Annotated in this window: 20 protein-coding genes; 12 read left to right on the forward strand and 8 right to left on the reverse strand. The window is 48.9% G+C overall.

Features of this window, described 5'->3' with window-relative positions; translation table 11 throughout:
* Positions 1–391 precede the first annotated feature (391 nt).
* The 3 genes from BM091_RS03550 to BM091_RS14525 are packed head-to-tail and all read left to right on the forward strand — an operon-like array spanning position 392 to position 2,012.
* Complete coding sequence (locus BM091_RS03550) at positions 392–1,096, forward strand: flavodoxin family protein (RefSeq protein ID WP_093393550.1); 705 nt, start codon at positions 392–394, stop codon at positions 1,094–1,096.
* Between the two features lie 13 nt (positions 1,097–1,109).
* Entirely contained in the window at positions 1,110–1,727 is a 618-nt protein-coding gene (locus tag BM091_RS03555; protein ID WP_093393552.1) for a hypothetical protein, read from the forward strand.
* A gap of 24 nt (positions 1,728–1,751) precedes the next feature.
* Positions 1,752–2,012 carry a hypothetical protein gene (locus tag BM091_RS14525; RefSeq protein ID WP_177193514.1) on the forward strand — a complete coding sequence of 87 codons (261 nt, stop codon included), beginning with the start codon at positions 1,752–1,754 and terminating at the stop codon, positions 2,010–2,012.
* A gap of 480 nt (positions 2,013–2,492) precedes the next feature.
* Here BM091_RS14525 and BM091_RS03570 read toward each other — a convergent pair whose 3' ends face one another.
* The 6 genes from BM091_RS03570 to cooS all read right to left on the reverse strand — a co-directional run bounded on the left by BM091_RS03570 (position 2,493) and on the right by cooS (position 7,204).
* Positions 2,493–2,921 carry a hypothetical protein gene (locus BM091_RS03570; protein WP_093393553.1) on the reverse strand — a complete coding sequence of 143 codons (429 nt, stop codon included), beginning with the start codon at positions 2,919–2,921 and terminating at the stop codon, positions 2,493–2,495.
* Between the two features lie 27 nt (positions 2,922–2,948).
* Positions 2,949–3,221 carry a hypothetical protein gene (locus BM091_RS03575; RefSeq protein WP_093393554.1) on the reverse strand — a complete coding sequence of 91 codons (273 nt, stop codon included), beginning with the start codon at positions 3,219–3,221 and terminating at the stop codon, positions 2,949–2,951.
* A gap of 62 nt (positions 3,222–3,283) precedes the next feature.
* A complete protein-coding gene (locus tag BM091_RS03580; protein ID WP_093393556.1) occupies positions 3,284–4,459 on the reverse strand; it encodes an FprA family A-type flavoprotein in 1,176 nt (391 codons plus the stop codon).
* Between the two features lie 13 nt (positions 4,460–4,472).
* Positions 4,473–5,081 (reverse strand): hemerythrin domain-containing protein, encoded by a 609-nt coding sequence (locus BM091_RS03585; protein WP_093393557.1) that lies wholly within the window; start codon positions 5,079–5,081, stop codon positions 4,473–4,475.
* Positions 5,048–5,242 (reverse strand): ferredoxin, encoded by a 195-nt coding sequence (locus BM091_RS03590; protein ID WP_093393559.1) that lies wholly within the window; start codon positions 5,240–5,242, stop codon positions 5,048–5,050. Before BM091_RS03590 ends, BM091_RS03585 begins: the two co-directional genes overlap by 34 nt.
* A 57-nt stretch (positions 5,243–5,299) precedes the next feature.
* Positions 5,300–7,204 carry an anaerobic carbon-monoxide dehydrogenase catalytic subunit gene (gene cooS / locus BM091_RS03595; RefSeq protein ID WP_093393560.1) on the reverse strand — a complete coding sequence of 635 codons (1,905 nt, stop codon included), beginning with the start codon at positions 7,202–7,204 and terminating at the stop codon, positions 5,300–5,302.
* Between the two features lie 195 nt (positions 7,205–7,399).
* On the opposite strand from cooS, the gene BM091_RS03600 reads away from it, so the two are divergent.
* Genes BM091_RS03600 through BM091_RS03625 form a run of 6 tightly spaced genes read left to right on the forward strand, consistent with a single transcriptional unit; the run spans position 7,400 to position 11,566 of the window.
* Positions 7,400–7,882, forward strand: a complete 483-nt coding sequence (locus BM091_RS03600; protein ID WP_093393562.1) for a cytochrome P460 family protein — start codon at positions 7,400–7,402, stop codon at positions 7,880–7,882.
* Positions 7,883–7,900: 18 nt separating this feature from the next.
* On the forward strand, positions 7,901–8,602 hold the full coding sequence (locus BM091_RS03605) for a c-type cytochrome (protein ID WP_093393563.1): 702 nt from the start codon (positions 7,901–7,903) through the stop codon (positions 8,600–8,602).
* A 42-nt stretch (positions 8,603–8,644) separates the two neighbouring features.
* Positions 8,645–9,253, forward strand: a complete 609-nt coding sequence (locus tag BM091_RS03610; protein WP_093393564.1) for a TetR/AcrR family transcriptional regulator — start codon at positions 8,645–8,647, stop codon at positions 9,251–9,253.
* A 35-nt stretch (positions 9,254–9,288) separates the two neighbouring features.
* Positions 9,289–9,816 carry a NapC/NirT family cytochrome c gene (locus BM091_RS03615; RefSeq protein ID WP_093393566.1) on the forward strand — a complete coding sequence of 176 codons (528 nt, stop codon included), beginning with the start codon at positions 9,289–9,291 and terminating at the stop codon, positions 9,814–9,816.
* Positions 9,817–9,831: 15 nt separating this feature from the next.
* Positions 9,832–10,152 carry a cupin domain-containing protein gene (locus BM091_RS03620; RefSeq protein WP_093393567.1) on the forward strand — a complete coding sequence of 107 codons (321 nt, stop codon included), beginning with the start codon at positions 9,832–9,834 and terminating at the stop codon, positions 10,150–10,152.
* A gap of 40 nt (positions 10,153–10,192) precedes the next feature.
* Positions 10,193–11,566 carry a multiheme c-type cytochrome gene (locus BM091_RS03625; RefSeq protein WP_093394253.1) on the forward strand — a complete coding sequence of 458 codons (1,374 nt, stop codon included), beginning with the start codon at positions 10,193–10,195 and terminating at the stop codon, positions 11,564–11,566.
* Between the two features lie 139 nt (positions 11,567–11,705).
* On the opposite strand, the gene BM091_RS03630 is transcribed toward BM091_RS03625, so the two are convergent.
* Positions 11,706–12,050 carry a winged helix-turn-helix domain-containing protein gene (locus BM091_RS03630; protein WP_218148797.1) on the reverse strand — a complete coding sequence of 115 codons (345 nt, stop codon included), beginning with the start codon at positions 12,048–12,050 and terminating at the stop codon, positions 11,706–11,708.
* A gap of 283 nt (positions 12,051–12,333) precedes the next feature.
* On the opposite strand from BM091_RS03630, the gene wtpA reads away from it, so the two are divergent.
* From wtpA to BM091_RS03645, 3 genes are read left to right on the forward strand one after another with little or no spacing between them, the layout of a single operon-like run.
* Entirely contained in the window at positions 12,334–13,323 is a 990-nt protein-coding gene (gene wtpA, locus BM091_RS03635; protein ID WP_218148798.1) for a tungstate ABC transporter substrate-binding protein WtpA, read from the forward strand.
* A 15-nt stretch (positions 13,324–13,338) separates the two neighbouring features.
* Positions 13,339–14,127 (forward strand): ABC transporter permease, encoded by a 789-nt coding sequence (locus tag BM091_RS03640; protein WP_093393572.1) that lies wholly within the window; start codon positions 13,339–13,341, stop codon positions 14,125–14,127.
* Positions 14,114–15,154, forward strand: a complete 1,041-nt coding sequence (locus BM091_RS03645) for an ABC transporter ATP-binding protein (RefSeq protein ID WP_093393573.1) — start codon at positions 14,114–14,116, stop codon at positions 15,152–15,154. The genes BM091_RS03640 and BM091_RS03645 overlap by 14 nt, the downstream gene beginning before the upstream one ends.
* Before the next feature lie 26 nt (positions 15,155–15,180).
* Here BM091_RS03645 and BM091_RS03650 read toward each other — a convergent pair whose 3' ends face one another.
* Entirely contained in the window at positions 15,181–16,815 is a 1,635-nt protein-coding gene (locus BM091_RS03650; protein ID WP_093393575.1) for an FmdE family protein, read from the reverse strand.
* Between the last annotated feature and the right edge of the window lie 2 nt (positions 16,816–16,817).

A 16,817-nucleotide genomic window follows, 5' to 3' on the forward strand; every position in this document is an offset into this window, starting at 1 on the left:
CAGCGTGACGAATTCAGGGGCTCTGTCGTCTTTTCCTTAGGGAACCGCCCCGCCGGAGGCATAAGCCGGAGCGAAACGGCCTTGACAACCCGAAGGGCTTGCCGGTTTTGGGCCTGGTATCATGGAAAAAGGACAAGGGCCTAGCAGCCAACGCCTTTTCCTCAGTGCAACCGCCAAAACCGCCTTCCGTTCATCAGGCCCAAAACCGGTTGTCAAGGCCTGGAGCGAAGGCCGAAGGGGTATGACCCTTTGATTCCGCCAACCATAAACAACGGAGGATCATCGTCTTTTCAATAACGTGAATTTTGGTCTTGATTCATAGGGGTCATTACAATAAGATTCTTTATTACCAGCTCAAAAGCGAAGTGCTAAACCTGATGGGAGGAACATTATGAAAATTTTGGGTATTTCCGGAAGTCCCAGAAAAGAAGAGCAATCTGGTGTCTATCAAACCGTTAAAGCGGTTCTGGATGCAACAGGGCTGGATTACGAGCTTATTTCACTCAGAGGAAAAAAAATAGGTGGTTGCATAGCCTGCCTGAAATGTGCCGAAGACAACGTATGTAAGGTTAAGGATGATATGGAGGAATTGAGAGAGAAAATCGTGGAGGCGGATGCCTACGTAATCGGCGCGCCCAACTACTATTCGGGAATTAATGCCCTTACCCGGGCCTTTCTGGAGCGATGGTTTCAATTCAGGCATCGTGAGGGCAATCTGCTTTGGGGTAAACGGGCCGTTGCCGTCGGAATAGGAGGTACATCGGGAGTTCCTCCGGCCGAAGAAATAGAAATGTACATGATGTACAACTTCATAAAACCCGTTGCCAGGGTTACAGGACAAGGAGCCGCTTCCTGCTACTCTTGTGGTTTCGGTCACGAGTGCAAGGTTGGAATACCTTACATGCTCTACGGCGATGAAGCAAAAAATAAAGTTCTGCAGGAGCTCGCACCGGACGTCAGGAAAGACCGGGAGTTAATGAACTCTGCCAGGCGGGCAGGTGAGTTACTGGCCCGGGACCTGGCTGAATGTTCAAGAGAAGAGGTTACCCGGGAGATGCAGAAGTTGCTTTTTGAAAAGATGAAAGAATCGGTTTGAGGGAGGGAGAAAGATGTCCTTTGTAGCTGCAGCGATTGCCAGAGACGGCGCCGTTGTTGTGACCGATGGGAGAGCCATGGGCTGGAGTCCCGATGGGTCAGTTGTCAATGTTCAGGTCGATAGGATTATTCCTGTTGGGAAAAATGCTCTTATTGCCGCGGGAGGCGCGCCCGAGGCCGTGGAAATGGCCAAAAAAGCAGCCGCCTTCATTCATGATGAGGGTCTCGAGGAGCTTAACCGGATTTTTCATGCTCTGGTTGCCTTTCTGGCCGGTGAGTATGAAGCTTTTATGAGGAAGAAATGTCAGGTGGTGCCCGTTGATCCAACTCATTACATTCATTTTTTGCTTGTAGGATATGACGCTCCGGAAGATGCTTTCAAGATGTTTCTGATATGGAACAAGAAAAAATTGCCCAGCCTTGACGGAGAGCAGGTAGGCCCTGTTTTCTCGGTACCGAGAATTATGAGTCTGGAAGTGACCCTGATGCAGATGGTGAAAGAAGGGGCGGGAGTCGGAGAGCTGGTGAAGGAGATTGAGAAGAGGATTTCCTCCGTTGAAAAGATAAGCGATGACATAGGCCCGCCCTGGAAGTTCATGCTGATCGACCGTGAGGGTATTAAAAGAGCATAAAGGAGAAACAAAGGAGAAACAACGGTGCGGGAGTTGGCGGCCCACGTAGCCGCTAGCTCCGGTGACGAGCACCAATCCGGCGATGCCGTCGGCGGATCGGCTATAACCGATAGGCTACTGAACGTCGGGCTTTCAATCCGGTTGCCCCGCTCGAATCCTTGGCACAATGTGGGCACGCAACCACTCCGTAAACGCTTCTCGCCTCATTTCACCCGAGGCCACCTGCACGATCACCTGCTCCTGCTCATCAACCGAAGCTTCTATCTCGTAGCCGTTCAGCCCTAGAAATGTTTCCATGGCTGCATTGCCGATGCGTTTATTGCCGTCCCGGATTGCTCCATAACCCGATGATACAATCGAGGACCTCATGGAGAGTTAGGTAGCGCATCACCCTTCAGCCTTACGTCAGCCTTCGATTAAGTTCGGCATTCTTGGTAAGCACATACTCCATAGCCTGCTGAAAGTCTTCATCCGGGCGGGTGAGCAATTCTTCGAGGCTCATCCGTAGTAACTCCTCGGGACTGACCTGATAACGCCTGGCCTTCTCATTGGAATTATGTCCACTTCTCTGCCGTGAGGGTAATCGTCAGTGCAACCATCTTCTCTCCTCTTGCCTTACCGTCACGAACCCGTTACTTTGCGCTATTTGCCCGATCTTTAGATTTTAAAACTGGGTAATATCTATCACAGAATGACGGTATAAAAACGGCATAAAGGAGAAACACCGCAGGTCGGGTTCAAACCCGAAGCCTGCGGTGTATAGGTCTAATCGGGAAATTTGATCGTGAGTTTTTCTTTTCCGTTGTCTTTCTTGAGCTTAATGATCACTTCTGTACTGCTGTCACGAATGCCCACCGCAAGAGGTAGCTTTCCTTTCGGGGTTTCAATGTGGGTAATCTGTCTTATTATCTCGACCGCTTTTTTCCCAACTTCTGAAGGCGGTGAAGGAAGAGTAGCCTTGCGATACTGGACCTTAGCGTTGACGGAACCGTCTTCTTCAAGGGTCAGGGAAATTTTTTCGGCTCCTTCGGTTATTCCATGGAGTATGGCAAGGGCAAGCCATTTTATTGCCGATTCTTCTACGTCTTCTGATGCCGATTTTTCCATGGCCGACATTTCTTTTAGTGGATCTGTAGATGCGTAGCAATCACACATTTCCTGCACTTTTAAATGTAAACTTCTCCTGTCTTTCATGGCTTTCCCCTTTTTCGATACTTCTTCTTATGTCAGACCCAGGTTCTTTTTCAATTGCTCAATCTGCGTGCCCAGATGAATACATTCCCGCCCTTCCTGACAGGCCCTGATGTCTTCTTCGTCCAGAAAGGTCTTCAGCGTATGACCCTCTTTGGAAAGCGTTACCGCCCAGGCCTTTGCCTGATCATCGTACTGAGCCGATACCTCTATGCCACACCTTCCGATGTCGGGATAAATCTCCCTGATCTTTTGACATATCACCGTAGAGTCTATGCCGGTTGTACAATGTGCGCAGGTCATGGTTCCCTCCTTTGTCCGAAGTTTTTATTTTTTAAAAACAATAATCATCATTGTTTCCTGAATCAAATCAATCCTGCTGAAATGTGTTTCTTCCTGATTAGTTCCGCCAGCCTGGAGATCTCATCCCTGTGACCGGCTTTTGGTTTTCCCTGAACGAGAATGGGATCAAAAAACTCGGCTCTCATATTACTCAAGAGGGCTCTGAGAGTCTCAACCGTTTTCCCTCCCCAGCCGTAAGACCCGATGATTCCGATAAATCGGGTTGGAGGCCTCAGGGCGTTTGCAACAACAGCAGCATAAGCGGCGAGAGGATGAGGGCCTGCAAGCATCGTGGGTGTCCCTATAATGACCGTGGCCGCATCAAGAAGAGCCATTGCCAGCCTGCCCGGATCGGACACGGTTAGGTTAAACTGCTCAACGGGGATATTTCGAGAAACCAGCTCCTCTGTAAGCCAATCCACCAGCATTCTTGTGCTTTCGTGCATCGTAACAAAAGGAATAATAACCAGATTCTTGACATTTCCGGAGGACCACCCGGCGTAAGCATCTAAAATCCCTCTTGGATTTACATGAACAGGCCCATGACTTGGAGCGATAAGTCTTATGTTCAGCGAAGCAAGCTTTTGCAGATTTTTCTGAATGATATGCCTGAAAGGCATCATGATTTCGGCGAAGTATCTTTTTGCCGCTTCCAGGACTGAATGGTTACCATCTTGCATAATATCTGTGGTTGCCAGGTGAGATCCGAAGAAATCGCAGCTGAAAAGGATGCCTTCTTCTTCAAGGAACGTAACCATGGTTTCAGGCCAGTGAACCCAGGGAGTGTAAATAAAGTGAAGGGTTTTGTTTCCGAGGGACAGGCTTTCTCCATCTGCAACCACGCGGATTCTACCCGCGGGGATGTCGAGGAGATCCAGAAGCATCTCCCTGGCTTTCTCGGAGCACAATAGTTGACATTCAGGATACCGGTCCATGATGACAGGCAGACTTCCCGAGTGATCCTGTTCCGCATGGTGAGAGATCACATAATCGATGTGGGGAATATCTTCCAGATTGTTGATCAGTATTTCGGTTTTAGAGGGATCCACCGTATCTATAAGGGCCGTTTTGTGGGAGCCCTTTACGAGGTAAGCGTTATAGCTGGTACCGTCAGGCAGCGGTATTAAGCTGTCGAAAAGGCGCCTGTCCTGATCCAGAGCTCCTACCCAGAAAACTCCGCTGGCAATCTGATAATGCATGAGAGCCTCCTCATTAATCTCTGTACTTCTCGGACATCTCATGGGCGACCCTGTGTAATCTTTCATGGACACCCTGACCTATTTCCTCGTGCTCAACTCTCTCAAATTCCCGGACAAGCCTATCCTGCTCCAGATCCGGAAGGAGAGAACGGGCCGTTAAAAAGAGATCTTCATCTTCCGCAGCTATGTGTCCCCTGAGAAAATCACCGTACTCTTTTGCGGATTTACAAAACCCTTCGAGGGCGGCCTGGTTTCCTTTTTTCATTTCCTCCAGAGCGTTCTTCATTTGGGCTACCAGCTTCCTGCCCTTAACGTGCTGATCCGAAAGCTCCTTTACGGCAAGTTTCACCTCTTCCGTTCCGTGAACTTCCAGAGCGGGGAATAACAGAGCCCCTTCTTTGCCGTGATGGCAGCGGTCAGCAAACTCTTTGAAAAAGGCGATAATCTTTTCCATATCCTCCAGGAACTCGTCATCTATTGGCCTGCCGGTACTGCATATGCGGTCCAGCACCGACAGCATGCCCAGTATGACCTGATGTTCCCGTTCCAGAATATCAAGAGCCTTTTGTTTTTCACGAGAAAACATGGCTATTCCTCCCACCCGATACATTCTTCGGGACATGAGGCGATGGCCTCTTCAATGCAGTCTTCATCCCCACCTTCGGGTTTTACGAGGCGGGCCTTCTCGTTTTCTTCGTCCATTTCAAATACTTCCGGACAGAGTTCTGCACAGGTGCCACAACCCACGCAGCAGTCTTCATCAAGGTAAAGGCGTCTTGACATGGTTTTGCCTCCTTTCGGGTTATTTGGAAGCCGGCTGCGGGGCCGGCTTCTTTCTCATTAGATTCCGAGTTTCTTTCTGTTACTTTCAATGTGACCGAGCAGGGCTTCGGCTGCCTGGACGGGATCGGGGTTTACGTTTAATAATCCCCCGGTGACCTCGCGAAGATCCTCCGTGAGCAGTTTAACGAGATTGGGAGCTCCCGTTACCGGTGGAACCGGATTCACGTAGGTATAGAGACCGAAGGCCAGGGCGAAGATTGCGTCGATAGTTGCCTTCTGCTCCATGTATTCAGGCGCAACGGCTACAACGGGAAGATCGGGTATCGGAACGCCGCCCAGAGCTTCTGAGACGGTAAAGAGCAGATCTGCACAGCGTCCCGTGTCGGTGCAGGTCCCGTAACTCAGAACCGGCGGAATACCCAGGGCTTCGCACACCTTCTTAAGTCCGGGGCCTGCCAGCTCTCTGGCTTCCGGCAGGCACAGGCCTGCAACCTGAAGGGCGGCATTTCCACATCCCATGGACAGAACAAGAATGTCTCTTGCAATAAGCTCCCGGGCCATTCTGACACTGTGTACATCCTGTCCGGTATCCCGTAGGGTAGTACAGGAAACGAATCCCGCAACTCCTCGTATTGAGCCTTCTTTGATAGCCCCTAAAAGGGGATCCAGGCTGCCTCCAAGGGCATCAAGGATGCTTTCGGTCGAAAATCCTACGACGGCTTCACCCATCCTGAGGCCCGTGACGGGACTTACCTTTCTTCTTCTTTCCGGGAAATTCTCTATGGCCATCTCAAGCAGGCGTTCAGCCTGTTGCTCAACCTCTTCGGGTATATAATCGATTCGATCCGATACCCCTTCGAAGGCAACAAGGTCGCTTACCGGCACAAGCTTGAAGTGATATTTTTCTGCATAGATGGGATCTACGGGAAGTGAACAGTTCATATCGCAGGCGAAGAGATCAATGCAGCCGCTCGCCAGCAAAGGTTCCTGCATGATCCAGTTTCCGGTAAAGCCGTAAAATACGTCATCCATTGCCCATCGCTGTATCATCTCCTGCCCGGTTTCTATGCTGGCTATAACCCGGATACCCCTGGCTCCCGCTTTTTTCGCTTTCTCCTGCCACTCGGGTTTCCGGGCAGCCTGGACGAGGGCGAATCCTATAAATGGTTCATGGCCGTTAGGTACGACGTTAACGTAATCAGGATCTAAAACGCCCAGATCAACCCGCATGCGGTGAGGCCTGGGAATACCGAACAGAATGTCCTGACAGTATTCGTTTACAATCTGACTCTGGTAAGCCATGGCTATAGACATTCTCATGGCTTTAAGGGCCAGGCTTGCAAAATATCCGTCCACGTTGGTCAGACAGGAGCTTGTTACACGGAGCATCTCGGCATATATACCACCGGGGAAGATGCCCAGATCTTTCCAGACCTTCTGGCGTTCCCGGGGGGCAAGTTGCGACACGATAAGGCTTGGCTCATGAGAAGGCCGCTGAAAGTCGGTCTGGACGAAGTCACAGAGCCTGAGCGCTACCTCGGCATCTGATCCGTTTGTGTTTATACCCAGTCTGGTGGCAAATGTTCGAAGTTTAGAAGGTTCTGATATGGAAAAGGGCGTCTTTCCCAGGGCGGTGGCTTTCAGTGTTCTTACGGTCTGCTCCGTGTGGTAATGATAGGTAGAGGCGCCCATGACGTTTCTTAGAGCCATCATACGCATTGCCATACCATCGGCGGTTATTCCGCATACTCCCCGTTTATCTTTGGCAGCATCGGCACGACATGGGCCGTTAGAACAAAGATCACAGCGCACTCCTGCCATACAGAAAGGACATCTCTTGTCCGGGTTGTCTCCAAGACCCTGAGAAACATATCGATCCCAGAGATTGGTGATCCCGTCACTGCGCAGGCGCTCGACCATTTTTCGTACACTATCATGATAGGATACCCTGGTTCCCTCCATTTTGCTTACCTCCTTTTTTGCGTGAATGTTCTATCACATTAGAATTTAAAGTGAGCACCGGGTCAAGTCCTTATAGAAAGCGTTGATTATTCAGAAGTAACCTTGACCTTTTCCGAATTATTGTTAAAAAGTGATTAGCGATCTGGAAAATATAATCCGAACATGTGAATTTTTGGTCACCAGGAGGGTGTGAAAATGCCTTTTGTGAGCTTTGCTTTTTTTATTTTCTTGTCCGGCTGCATGATGCACGGTATGGCCGGTGATGGTATGCCGGAGCCGAAGGGCCCTGAATTTTGGAAATACATAGTTGAGGAAAATCCCTATCGAACATGGAATTTTTTCCCGGGGAAGGAGGGTCTTTACAGGGGCACGAGTCCTCATGGGGCTTTTTTGAAAGTATATGTCAACGATCTGGCCTACAGGGCTGCTCTTGAAGGCAAACCCATGCCTTATGGGGCCATAATAGTTAAGGAGAACTATGCCGAGGATAAAAAAACACTTATGGCCGTAACCCCGATGTACAGGGTTAAAGGTTTTAATCCGGACGGGGGCGACTGGTTTTGGGCAAAGTACGGGCCCAACGGTGAGATAATGGCTGCCGGCAGGATGGAGGGATGCATAAAATGTCACGGGGTACACAGGAATGCCGACTGGAGATTTTTGCATGTTGCAAAGTGAGCAGCGGAGCAGTCGGGAATGGAAGGATTGATTAAGTTGAAGGCCTGGCTCTCACTGCCTTTGTTCGGCGTGGGCATTTTTAACATGCTCGTTATCTTTGAGGTTTTAGGGAGGCAGAACAAAACCTCAAATCCTCAGGTGCTGAGAAAACTCCACAAAACTGTTGGGTGGATGGGATTTCTCTGGATGTTATTTATCTCCCTGCTTTGTGTATATCTTATTAAACAAACCTCTGGTGCGATGACTCCCCGGGGAGCCGTTCATGCTCTTACGGCTTTAATCCTGCTTTTTCTGATGATGGTGAAAATTTTAATAGTAAGGAGTTACAGAAAACTGTATTCATTTGTTCCGGGCCTTGGTATGGTTATTTTTGCATCTCTAATGACCACTCTTGTCCTTTCGTCGGGTACGTATTTTCTGGCTCATAGTGGCAGTGGTCATGTGCACGCCGATTCGCAGAAAAGGGATCTGGTAAAGAAAGGTCAATCCATCTTCAATTCCCTGTGTGCCGGATGTCACTATTCGGATAGCTCGGATCGGAAAATCGGTCCCGGTCTTAAAGGGCTTTCCCGGCTTAATAACCTTCCTTTAAGCGGTAGGCCGGTGACCCGTGAAAACCTTCTGGATCAGCTGAACAACCCCTACGGTACGATGCCGTCTTTTCAAGGCCTTTCTGAAGAACACAAAAAAGCCATAATAGAATTCCTGTTGACTCTGTGAGACCTTCCTTTCGATTTGACAGGACTTCCATAAGTTGGTAACGTGAATAAGACTTCACAGGGGATTGGAGGGTCTGAAGCGGACAGGCGCAGAGAATTCATAGAAGCGGCTTTACGTATTGTGCAGTCTGAGGGTTTGAGCAGCCTGAGTATCAGCCGGTTGGCTTCGGAAGTCGGGGTGGTTCCTTCTGCACTATACCGGCATTTCAGAAGCAAGGAAGAGTTGCTGGACGCTATTCTCGGCTTCGTAAGAGAAAATTTAAGAGAGCATTTTGAGGATGCCGTTGGTCATCATTTTTCGGCTCTGTCTGCACTGGATGAACTGTTGAACAGGCATGTGAATATGATCAAAGCTCATGGTGCAATCCCCCGGGTTCTCTTTTCTGAAGAAATTGTTGGTGATAGCAGAGCGCGCAGGAAAGTGCTGGGCGAGATAATTCGGGAACATGTTGGAAGAATTGCAGGGCTTGTTAAACGAGGTCAGGATGAAGGTGAGATCAGGAAGGATCTCGATCCTGAAGCGGTGGCGCTTATGTTTCTCGGAATAGTCCAGCCTGCGGCTATTCTATGGCACACAAGCGAAGGAGAGTTCGACTTTACGGAGTACGCCAAACAGGCATGGCGAGTATTTAGAGAATCTGTAACGGTCTGATTTTTTTACCTGAAGGGAAGTAAAAAGGTAATCCGATGAGCCGGAAAGTTAAGGCAATGTTGCTTGTGGCCCTGGGTATCTTCCTCGGTTTTCCGCTGTTTTCCATGACCTATTACACGATGGTCCGAACATCTACTCCAGGCTTTTGTGCAAGCTGTCATGAAATCCAGCCTGCCTATAACGCCTGGAAGACGTCCACTCACGTGAACAACGGTCAGGGTGTTGTTGCGGACTGCATGGACTGTCATTTGCCTGCGCCCCACGACACCGTGGAATTCTTTTACGCAAAGACCTTACACGGTGCCAAGGATATATTTGTTCACTTCGTAAAAGGCTCCGATTCTTATAGCCGTGAAAAATCAAGAAATCGGGCCTATGAGACCATAAAAAACGACCAGTGTTTAAAATGTCATCGCAATATCCTCTACATGCCCCATAAGCGGGGAGCCATGCTTGCCCATCGAAGTGTTATTTACCCTCGTAAAGGCTATGAAAAGAAGTGTTTCGACTGTCATAAAAACTTGGTTCATTTAGATAGGTCTCAATTTGTTTACAGGTTTTAAACCCCGGAGGGAAATATGAAAAAGGACGGAACTCCGGTCGTTCCCTTGACAGATCTGGTTGATTATCAAGAGGGTTCTATTGTAAGCCGGGCAATCGTTCAGAAAAAGTCCGGTACCGTGACGGTTTTTGCCTTTGACGAAGGGCAGGGTTTAAGCGAGCATACTGCACCTTTTGATGCTCTTGTTTTTGTTGTAGACGGCGAAGCTGAGATAACTTTATCGGACACTGTTCACAGGGTTAACTCCGGGGAAATGATGATGCTCCCCGCAGGGGAACCCCATTCGGTCAGGGCGGTTAAACCCTTTAAGATGTTATTGGTTATGGTTCGTGAATAACCGGGGAGGGAATGGCATGAGTGGGATAAGGGCCTTGGGTATGGTGTCTTTTTGCCTTTTCTTACTTTGCGCAATCCCGTCGTTTTCTGAAACGGGGATAAATACCCCTAAAGTCAAGGAATTTCGAATAGAACGCAGTATCCCGCCTGAGGGTATTGCCTGTATTGAGTGTCACAGGCGGGAGAGCCCCGGGATTTTTGCAGATTGGGCTAACAGCAGGCATGCCAGCGCTGCTATAACCTGTATAGATTGTCACAGGGCTGAGGAGTTTGATCCCGATGTCAGCGTGGATCATTACAAACAGTATGAAAGAAACGATACCCCTTATGGGCGCAAGGAATATCGGGTTCCCGTTTCGGCCGTCGTAACCCCTAAGGATTGTTCGCGATGCCATCCTGATGAGGTAACCCAGTATTCGAGAAGCAAACACGCAAACACGATTGAAATAATATGGAAAATTGACCCATGGCTTAAATTGGGGATGAACAGCGACGTTGAAAGGCAGTCTGGTTGTTTCCACTGCCACGGGTCGGTGCTGAGGATGAAGGATGGAAGACTTGATCCCGCTACCTGGCCGAACGTCGGCGTGGGGCGTGTAAATCTCGACGGCAGTCGTGGAAGTTGCACGAGCTGTCATACCAGGCATAGATTCTCCGTGATGGAAGCGAGAAAGCCGGAGGCCTGCGGGCAGTGCCATCTCGGACCGGATCATCCCCAGATCGAGATCTACATGGAATCCAAGCACGGGGACATATACACCGCCTTTGGAGACGGTTATAATTGGGATGCTGCTCCGGGAACCTGGACTCCGGGAGTGGATTTCAGGGGACCAACCTGTGCATCCTGTCACATCTCCGGTGCAGGTACCGTTCTCACCTCCCATGACGTAACGGAACGGCTCTCCTGGGAGACCCAGGCTCCTCTCACGGTGCGTCCTTCGGAATTCCAGGCCTTTCCGGCAAAGACCAACTGGGAGGTGGAGCGGCAGAAGATGCAGGCTATATGCATGCAGTGTCATGGGAAAACATGGGTGGAAGATCATTACGCGAAGATGGATGCGGTAATTCGGGAATACAACGAGGTTTATTTTAAACCTGCCAAAGAGATGCTGGACAGACTGTATGAGAAGGGACTGCTGGACAAGACGAAGTTTTTCGACGAGAGGCTTGAGGTTGAGTTCTATGAGCTATGGCATCATGAAGGCAGGAGAGCCCGAATGGGAGCAGCCATGATGGCCCCCGATTATGCCTGGTGGCACGGCTTTTATGAGTGCAAGAAGCGCTACAATGCTTTTATGGAAGAGGCCAGGCATCTTCTGGAGACGGGGAAGAAGGCTTATAGAGCTCCCGACTATCCCAATGCCACGGGAAGTACCGAGCGGCCTCCAGAGGTCTTCGGAAAGGCCGAGAAATAACGGAGAGAACCGAGGCGATTGCCGGCTCTGTCCGGTAATGGCCTGCTGCAACGTCCCATCGGTTTAGAAGGGTCTTGAACCCGAAGAGGGAAAAAGCCGCCCTGGATTTGGCGGTAATGTTATGTTTTTTCGATTTTAATTATTCGTCGCCGTATTTTTCAATACTCCAGGGGAATAGCGTTCTGGCTTTCTGAAGTGCTATCTCTTCTACCTCGCCGAACCAGATGTTAAAGGAATCCAGTAAGTTCCGGCCAAATTCGGTGAGTTCGTATCCATCCCTCCTGGTGCCGCTTCGTTTTATGAGTCTGGCATCTATGACATCTTCGGTTTTCTTAACCTTTCCCCAGGCGGCTCTATAGGACATACCCAGGTCTTCTGCTGCCCTTTTAAGTGAACCGTGGACGGCAATCCTGGCCAGTAGTTGTGCCCGGCCCAGACCGAAAATCTGGCCTTCTTCGGCTTCCAGCCACAGATGGATCCTCATACGAACTTTCAACGGCTTTTTTGTTTGGGCATGTGTTGTATCATGATGGCAATCTCTATTGCCCCTTGCCATTGTTAAGGCTCCATTGAGGGTCTTTATGCAGTTTTCTTTAGTTATGCTCAAAGCGACATAAACACGTAGCATTTGCTTTGAACTTCGTCAATTCCAAAGCTTTCCTAGATTTTTGTTGACTTCCTCCAGATGCCTTGATATATGCTTAAAATGACATATAACGCAGTAAGACATTTCAAGTGTCATAAAGTAACTAATAATTATTGGAGGGATGGGAATGAGATCTCTTAAGGCGTTGATAATGGTGATGGTATTTTACACAGCGCTTCTGGGGGTAATCATTCATTACTCTTGGGCGGGTGAAAAGCTACAGGGTCGGGTCATTATTTTTCATGCGGGTAGTCTTTCTGTTCCCTTCGAAGCTATGGAGAGGGCCTTCGAAGAAGCCCACCCCGAAATTGACATAGTCCGTGAAGCCAGCGGCAGTGTGGAGGCTGCAAGAAAGATTTCGGAGTTGCATAAGCCATGCGATATTATGGCTTCAGCTGATTATGAAGTAATTGACAAGATTCTTATTCCTCTATATGCAGATTGGAATATCCGCTTTGCCTCGAATCAGCTTGTTCTGTGCTATACCAAGAAAAGTCGCTACGCAACTCAAATAAATGCCCGGAACTGGTATCAGATCCTTCAGCGTAAAGATGTTGTATGGGGACATTCTGACCCTAATTTGGACCCCTGCGGTTATCGGGCTCTGATGGTGATGCAACTCGCTGAAAAGTATTATAGGCTTCCGGGACTGTATAACAAACTTCTTTCCAATCGGCCTCAGATTCGACCAAAATCCGTCGAACTTGTAAGTCTCCTTCAGACAGGCAACATGGATTATGCTTGGGAGTACCTGTCTGTGGCCGTTCAACATGGCTTAAAGTATGTTACTCTACCTGACCAGATCAACTTAGGTAATTATGCTTATGATCCCTTTTATGCTCAGGCTGTGGTTCGGGTTGCAGGTGAAAAGCCGGGCTCTTTCATTGAAATGAAAGGGAAATCTTGTACCTATGGAATTACGCTTCTGAGATCCGCCCCCAACCGAAAAGCTGCTATCGCTTTTTTGGCCTATATGCTGGATCCAAAGGGTGGTTTAAAAATTCTGAAAGCAATGGGACAACCTCCTCTTATACCTTGTAAGGTTTCATCTCAGGATGTGAAGGACAAACTACCCGAGGTCCTTAGAGCCCTCGTGGATGTGGATCGGTAATTGGTCGGATGTTCCATGATTCCTAAGGGGCTTTTTTACCGAATAAATTTATATTGTGGGTGCGTTGTCTTGGTTTGTATTTTTCTACCTTTGCTTGAGCTGGTCACATCGTCATCGGCTGATGTTTTGCTTAAAACAGTAAAAGATAGGGATGTCATTAACTCAATCCGATTGAGTTTAATTGCTTCAGGGATTTCGGCGTTTATTGTCTTTGTTTTCGGAACGCCTCTGGCTTACCTGATGGCCAGGTTTAATTTCCTGGGTAAGAGATTGGTGGAGGCCGTGATAGATCTTCCCGTGGTGATCCCACATCCAGTAGTGGGAATTGCCGTATTGGGGGTAGTCGGTAGGGATCATATTATAGGGAAAATTCTGCTAGACGCAGGAATTAGAATAATGGGTAGTGTTACCGGTATAGTTATAGTACTTACTTTCGTCAGTTTTCCCTTTTACATAAACACGGTAAGAGACGGATTTGAAGCAGTTTCTCCAAGGCTAGAGAATGTGTCGAGAAGCCTAGGGGCTTCCATGGCAAGCACGTTTTTGCGAGTCACGCTCCCTTTAAGCTGGCGTAGCGTTGTTGCGGGATTAATCATGAGCGGTGCCAGGGCTATTAGCGAATTCGGTGCGGTGGTTGTTATAGCCTATCATCCGGTTACAGCCCCCGTGTTGATATACGAACGTTTCGAAAGTTATGGTCTTAGGTATTCTCAGCCTGTGGCAGTGTTACTTGTAGGGGTATGTATGGTTCTATTTATAGTAGTTCGCTGGATAACCCTAAAGAACAATAATGATTTTGATTGATAATTTGTATATCTCACTTCGATTCTTTCAGGTAGGGCCCATCAGTTTTACGGTAAATAAAGGAGAGTTTTTTGTTCTTATGGGACCTACTGGTGCTGGAAAGACCCTCGTTTTAGAAGCCATTGCCGGGCTTGTTCCTGTAACATCTGGTCGAGTCTTAATTAACGACCGGGATGTGACAAAACTACCCCCTGAAAAACGCGGGATAAGCATCGTATATCAGGATCAGGCCCTTTTCCCGCACCTTACCGTCAAAGAAAATATAGAATATGGGCTTAAGTTTCGAGATCGTGATGTGAAAAGCACAACAAGTTATGTTGCCCGTCTGGTTGAAAAACTCGGCATTCGCCACCTATTACATAGAAAGCCCGTTAACCTCAGCGGCGGCGAGAAGCAACGTGTAGCTTTGGCCAGGGCTCTGGCTGTGCGACCTTCATTGCTGCTTATGGATGAACCGCTTTCCGCACTGGATCCATCGTTTCGTGATGAAATGGGCATGTTGTTAAAGGATATATGGGAATACACGGGTGCCACTTTTATTATGGTGACCCATGACTTTACCGAGGCCCTTTCTCTGGGTACCCGGGGAGCTGTTATGAATAAGGGGGGGCTAGAGCAAGTGGGTAACTTATGGGACATCTTCCAACGTCCTGCTACCGTTTTTGTGGCACATTTTGTGGGGATGAGAAATGTCTTCGATGCCCGATTTGACGGCACCCATGCTTTTATTAATGGTTTGTTAATTCAACCTCCTAAACCTGAGGACCGGAAGATTGGTAAGCTGGCTTTTAGGCCGGAACTCATTAGGATAGTGCCGAGATTAGATTCATCAGTGGCACAGATCAACGTGTTCTCAGGCACGGTTACGAGTTGCGCTAAAAAAGGTTTTACCTGTGAGATTACTGTAAAAGTTAGCTCTGTTCAGTTTACCGTCCATGTTCCTATGGCTATGGCCCTGAACATGGGGATATCGGAAGGGCAGTATATAACGGTGGTAATACCTCCCGAAGCAATCCACATATTTTAAATACCGGCAATCCATTCTTTTGCACTTTAGCGACCGAAGGAACACCTGGGATATGTGCAGGTTTTGCAGTTCAGGCACAAACCGCCATGCCCCAGACGGGCCAGATCCTTTCGGGTTACAGGTATCCCGGCAAGCAATCGTGGCAACAACAGGTCAAAACTGGTGGTCTTAAAGTATAAGGCACAGGCGGGGACGCCTATTATGGGAATATCGCCTATGCGGGCTATCAGTGTCATGGCTCCCGGTAGGATTGGCGCCCCGTAAATTATGTCCTCAGCTCCTGCATCTATGAGCCCACATCTTGTTACATCATCAGGATCAACGGATAGACCGGCAGTCACTACAATGAGCTCAGCGCCTCTGTCTATTAGCTTTAGTACAGTCTGTCGAATGACCAGCCTATCGTCAGGCACAATACAGCTCTGTATGACCCTACATTGAAACCTTTCCACCTTGGCCGTTATGAGGGGCGTGAAACTGTCCTGGATAAGCCCTTCAAAGACCTCATTTCCGGTAATCACAATGCCTACGCGGGAGGGCCGCAGGGGCAGTATCTTAAAAAAGGGACCCTTTTCCAGAACTGCCATGGCCCTGTCAAAGGTTTTGCGGGCCAAGAAGAGAGGGATGGCACGAGTGCCCGCAACAATCTCATTGTGATTTACCGGTACATAACCCTTGCGACTTGCGCACATTACACCCTCTATCATGTTGAACTGCTCCAGGCGATCCTCCTCGACAACCAGGAGGCCGTCTCGGTCGGCAAATAAATTGATTTTGCCTTCTCTGGCTGGCAAGTTTAGGCGAACTCCTGGACCTGCCATGGCTTCGGCAAAAGCAAGGGCCGCTTCGTCTTCGTGGATGAACCCATTCGAAGACCAATCGTCGCAGGCTACGTAGATGGTGCGCCGTCCCATATGCTGAAGCCGGCATAGATCTTTTGCAGTGATCTTTTGACCACGGGTGATGGCAGCTCCTTTGGTGACTCCGGGAACTATTTGAGTCATATCATGCAAGGCCGTATGCCCGACAGCGAGTTGCAGGGGAAGCTTGCAAAGAAACGGCAGGGTTTCGGCATCCTGAAAGGGTGCTGATTGTGAAAACACATAAGGTGATTCTCCCTGACAGGCCTTACATATGCGCCCATGTTCCGCAGGGTAGGGCTCTCCACATTGAGGACATATCCCAATTTGTCTATTAATCTTGGGCTCTTTAAATCGGTCTGAAATCCTTATAAAGGATCTTCGATATAGTTCGTGGCCGGCCTCTCGGATCTGTTTCAGCAACAGAGATGTATCTTGTTCGCTCTTCGGCTTGATTTTCAAAAGCCAGGCTCTGATTTCGCTCCATTTGTCCAATTCATCCATGTTAATTGAAACCCGAACCCCCCTGCCCGTGCGTCTGTCATAGAGGCTCAGGGCAAATCGTCCAAGGTCAATTACACGCAGTCGGCCGTTACCCAATGTACAGGGTGTGAGCAGCTGGACGGCATCGGGCAAACATTTGCGTGTTTCGACGATGGCATTGTAGAGAACGTTTTCAGGCATTGACTGCCGTGCTACTTCCACCATGTAGCCCCCAATAACCACGCCGGGAGCGACGGAACCGTGAAATTTTTTTATTTCGTCGATGAATCGGTCGAAGTCGTGGGGTCCTATTTTCATAG

The sequence above is a fragment of the Thermodesulforhabdus norvegica genome (assembly GCF_900114975.1).
Classification (GTDB): Bacteria; Desulfobacterota; Syntrophobacteria; order Syntrophobacterales; family Thermodesulforhabdaceae; genus Thermodesulforhabdus; species Thermodesulforhabdus norvegica.

Excerpts from the sequence above, each read along its gene's own strand:
- BM091_RS03605 (WP_093393563.1), top strand. The coding sequence starts at position 7,901 with ATGGAAGGATTGATTAAGTTGAAGGCCTGGCTCTCACTGCCTTTGTTC.
- BM091_RS03630 (WP_218148797.1), bottom strand. The coding sequence starts at position 12,050 with ATGAGGATCCATCTGTGGCTGGAAGCCGAAGAAGGCCAGATTTTCGGT.
- BM091_RS03645 (WP_093393573.1), top strand. The coding sequence starts at position 14,114 with ATGATTTTGATTGATAATTTGTATATCTCACTTCGATTCTTTCAGGTA.
- BM091_RS03590 (WP_093393559.1), bottom strand. The coding sequence starts at position 5,242 with ATGTCAAGACGCCTTTACCTTGATGAAGACTGCTGCGTGGGTTGTGGC.
- BM091_RS03625 (WP_093394253.1), top strand. The coding sequence starts at position 10,193 with ATGGTGTCTTTTTGCCTTTTCTTACTTTGCGCAATCCCGTCGTTTTCT.
- BM091_RS03650 (WP_093393575.1), bottom strand. The coding sequence starts at position 16,815 with ATGAAAATAGGACCCCACGACTTCGACCGATTCATCGACGAAATAAAA.
- BM091_RS03640 (WP_093393572.1), top strand. The coding sequence starts at position 13,339 with ATGATTCCTAAGGGGCTTTTTTACCGAATAAATTTATATTGTGGGTGC.
- BM091_RS03615 (WP_093393566.1), top strand. The coding sequence starts at position 9,289 with ATGAGCCGGAAAGTTAAGGCAATGTTGCTTGTGGCCCTGGGTATCTTC.
- BM091_RS03555 (WP_093393552.1), top strand. The coding sequence starts at position 1,110 with ATGTCCTTTGTAGCTGCAGCGATTGCCAGAGACGGCGCCGTTGTTGTG.
- BM091_RS03570 (WP_093393553.1), bottom strand. The coding sequence starts at position 2,921 with ATGAAAGACAGGAGAAGTTTACATTTAAAAGTGCAGGAAATGTGTGAT.
- BM091_RS03580 (WP_093393556.1), bottom strand. The coding sequence starts at position 4,459 with ATGCATTATCAGATTGCCAGCGGAGTTTTCTGGGTAGGAGCTCTGGAT.
- BM091_RS03620 (WP_093393567.1), top strand. The coding sequence starts at position 9,832 with ATGAAAAAGGACGGAACTCCGGTCGTTCCCTTGACAGATCTGGTTGAT.
- cooS (WP_093393560.1), bottom strand. The coding sequence starts at position 7,204 with ATGGAGGGAACCAGGGTATCCTATCATGATAGTGTACGAAAAATGGTC.
- BM091_RS03585 (WP_093393557.1), bottom strand. The coding sequence starts at position 5,081 with ATGTCCCGAAGAATGTATCGGGTGGGAGGAATAGCCATGTTTTCTCGT.
- BM091_RS03575 (WP_093393554.1), bottom strand. The coding sequence starts at position 3,221 with ATGACCTGCGCACATTGTACAACCGGCATAGACTCTACGGTGATATGT.
- wtpA (WP_218148798.1), top strand. The coding sequence starts at position 12,334 with ATGGGAATGAGATCTCTTAAGGCGTTGATAATGGTGATGGTATTTTAC.
- BM091_RS03600 (WP_093393562.1), top strand. The coding sequence starts at position 7,400 with ATGCCTTTTGTGAGCTTTGCTTTTTTTATTTTCTTGTCCGGCTGCATG.
- BM091_RS03550 (WP_093393550.1), top strand. The coding sequence starts at position 392 with ATGAAAATTTTGGGTATTTCCGGAAGTCCCAGAAAAGAAGAGCAATCT.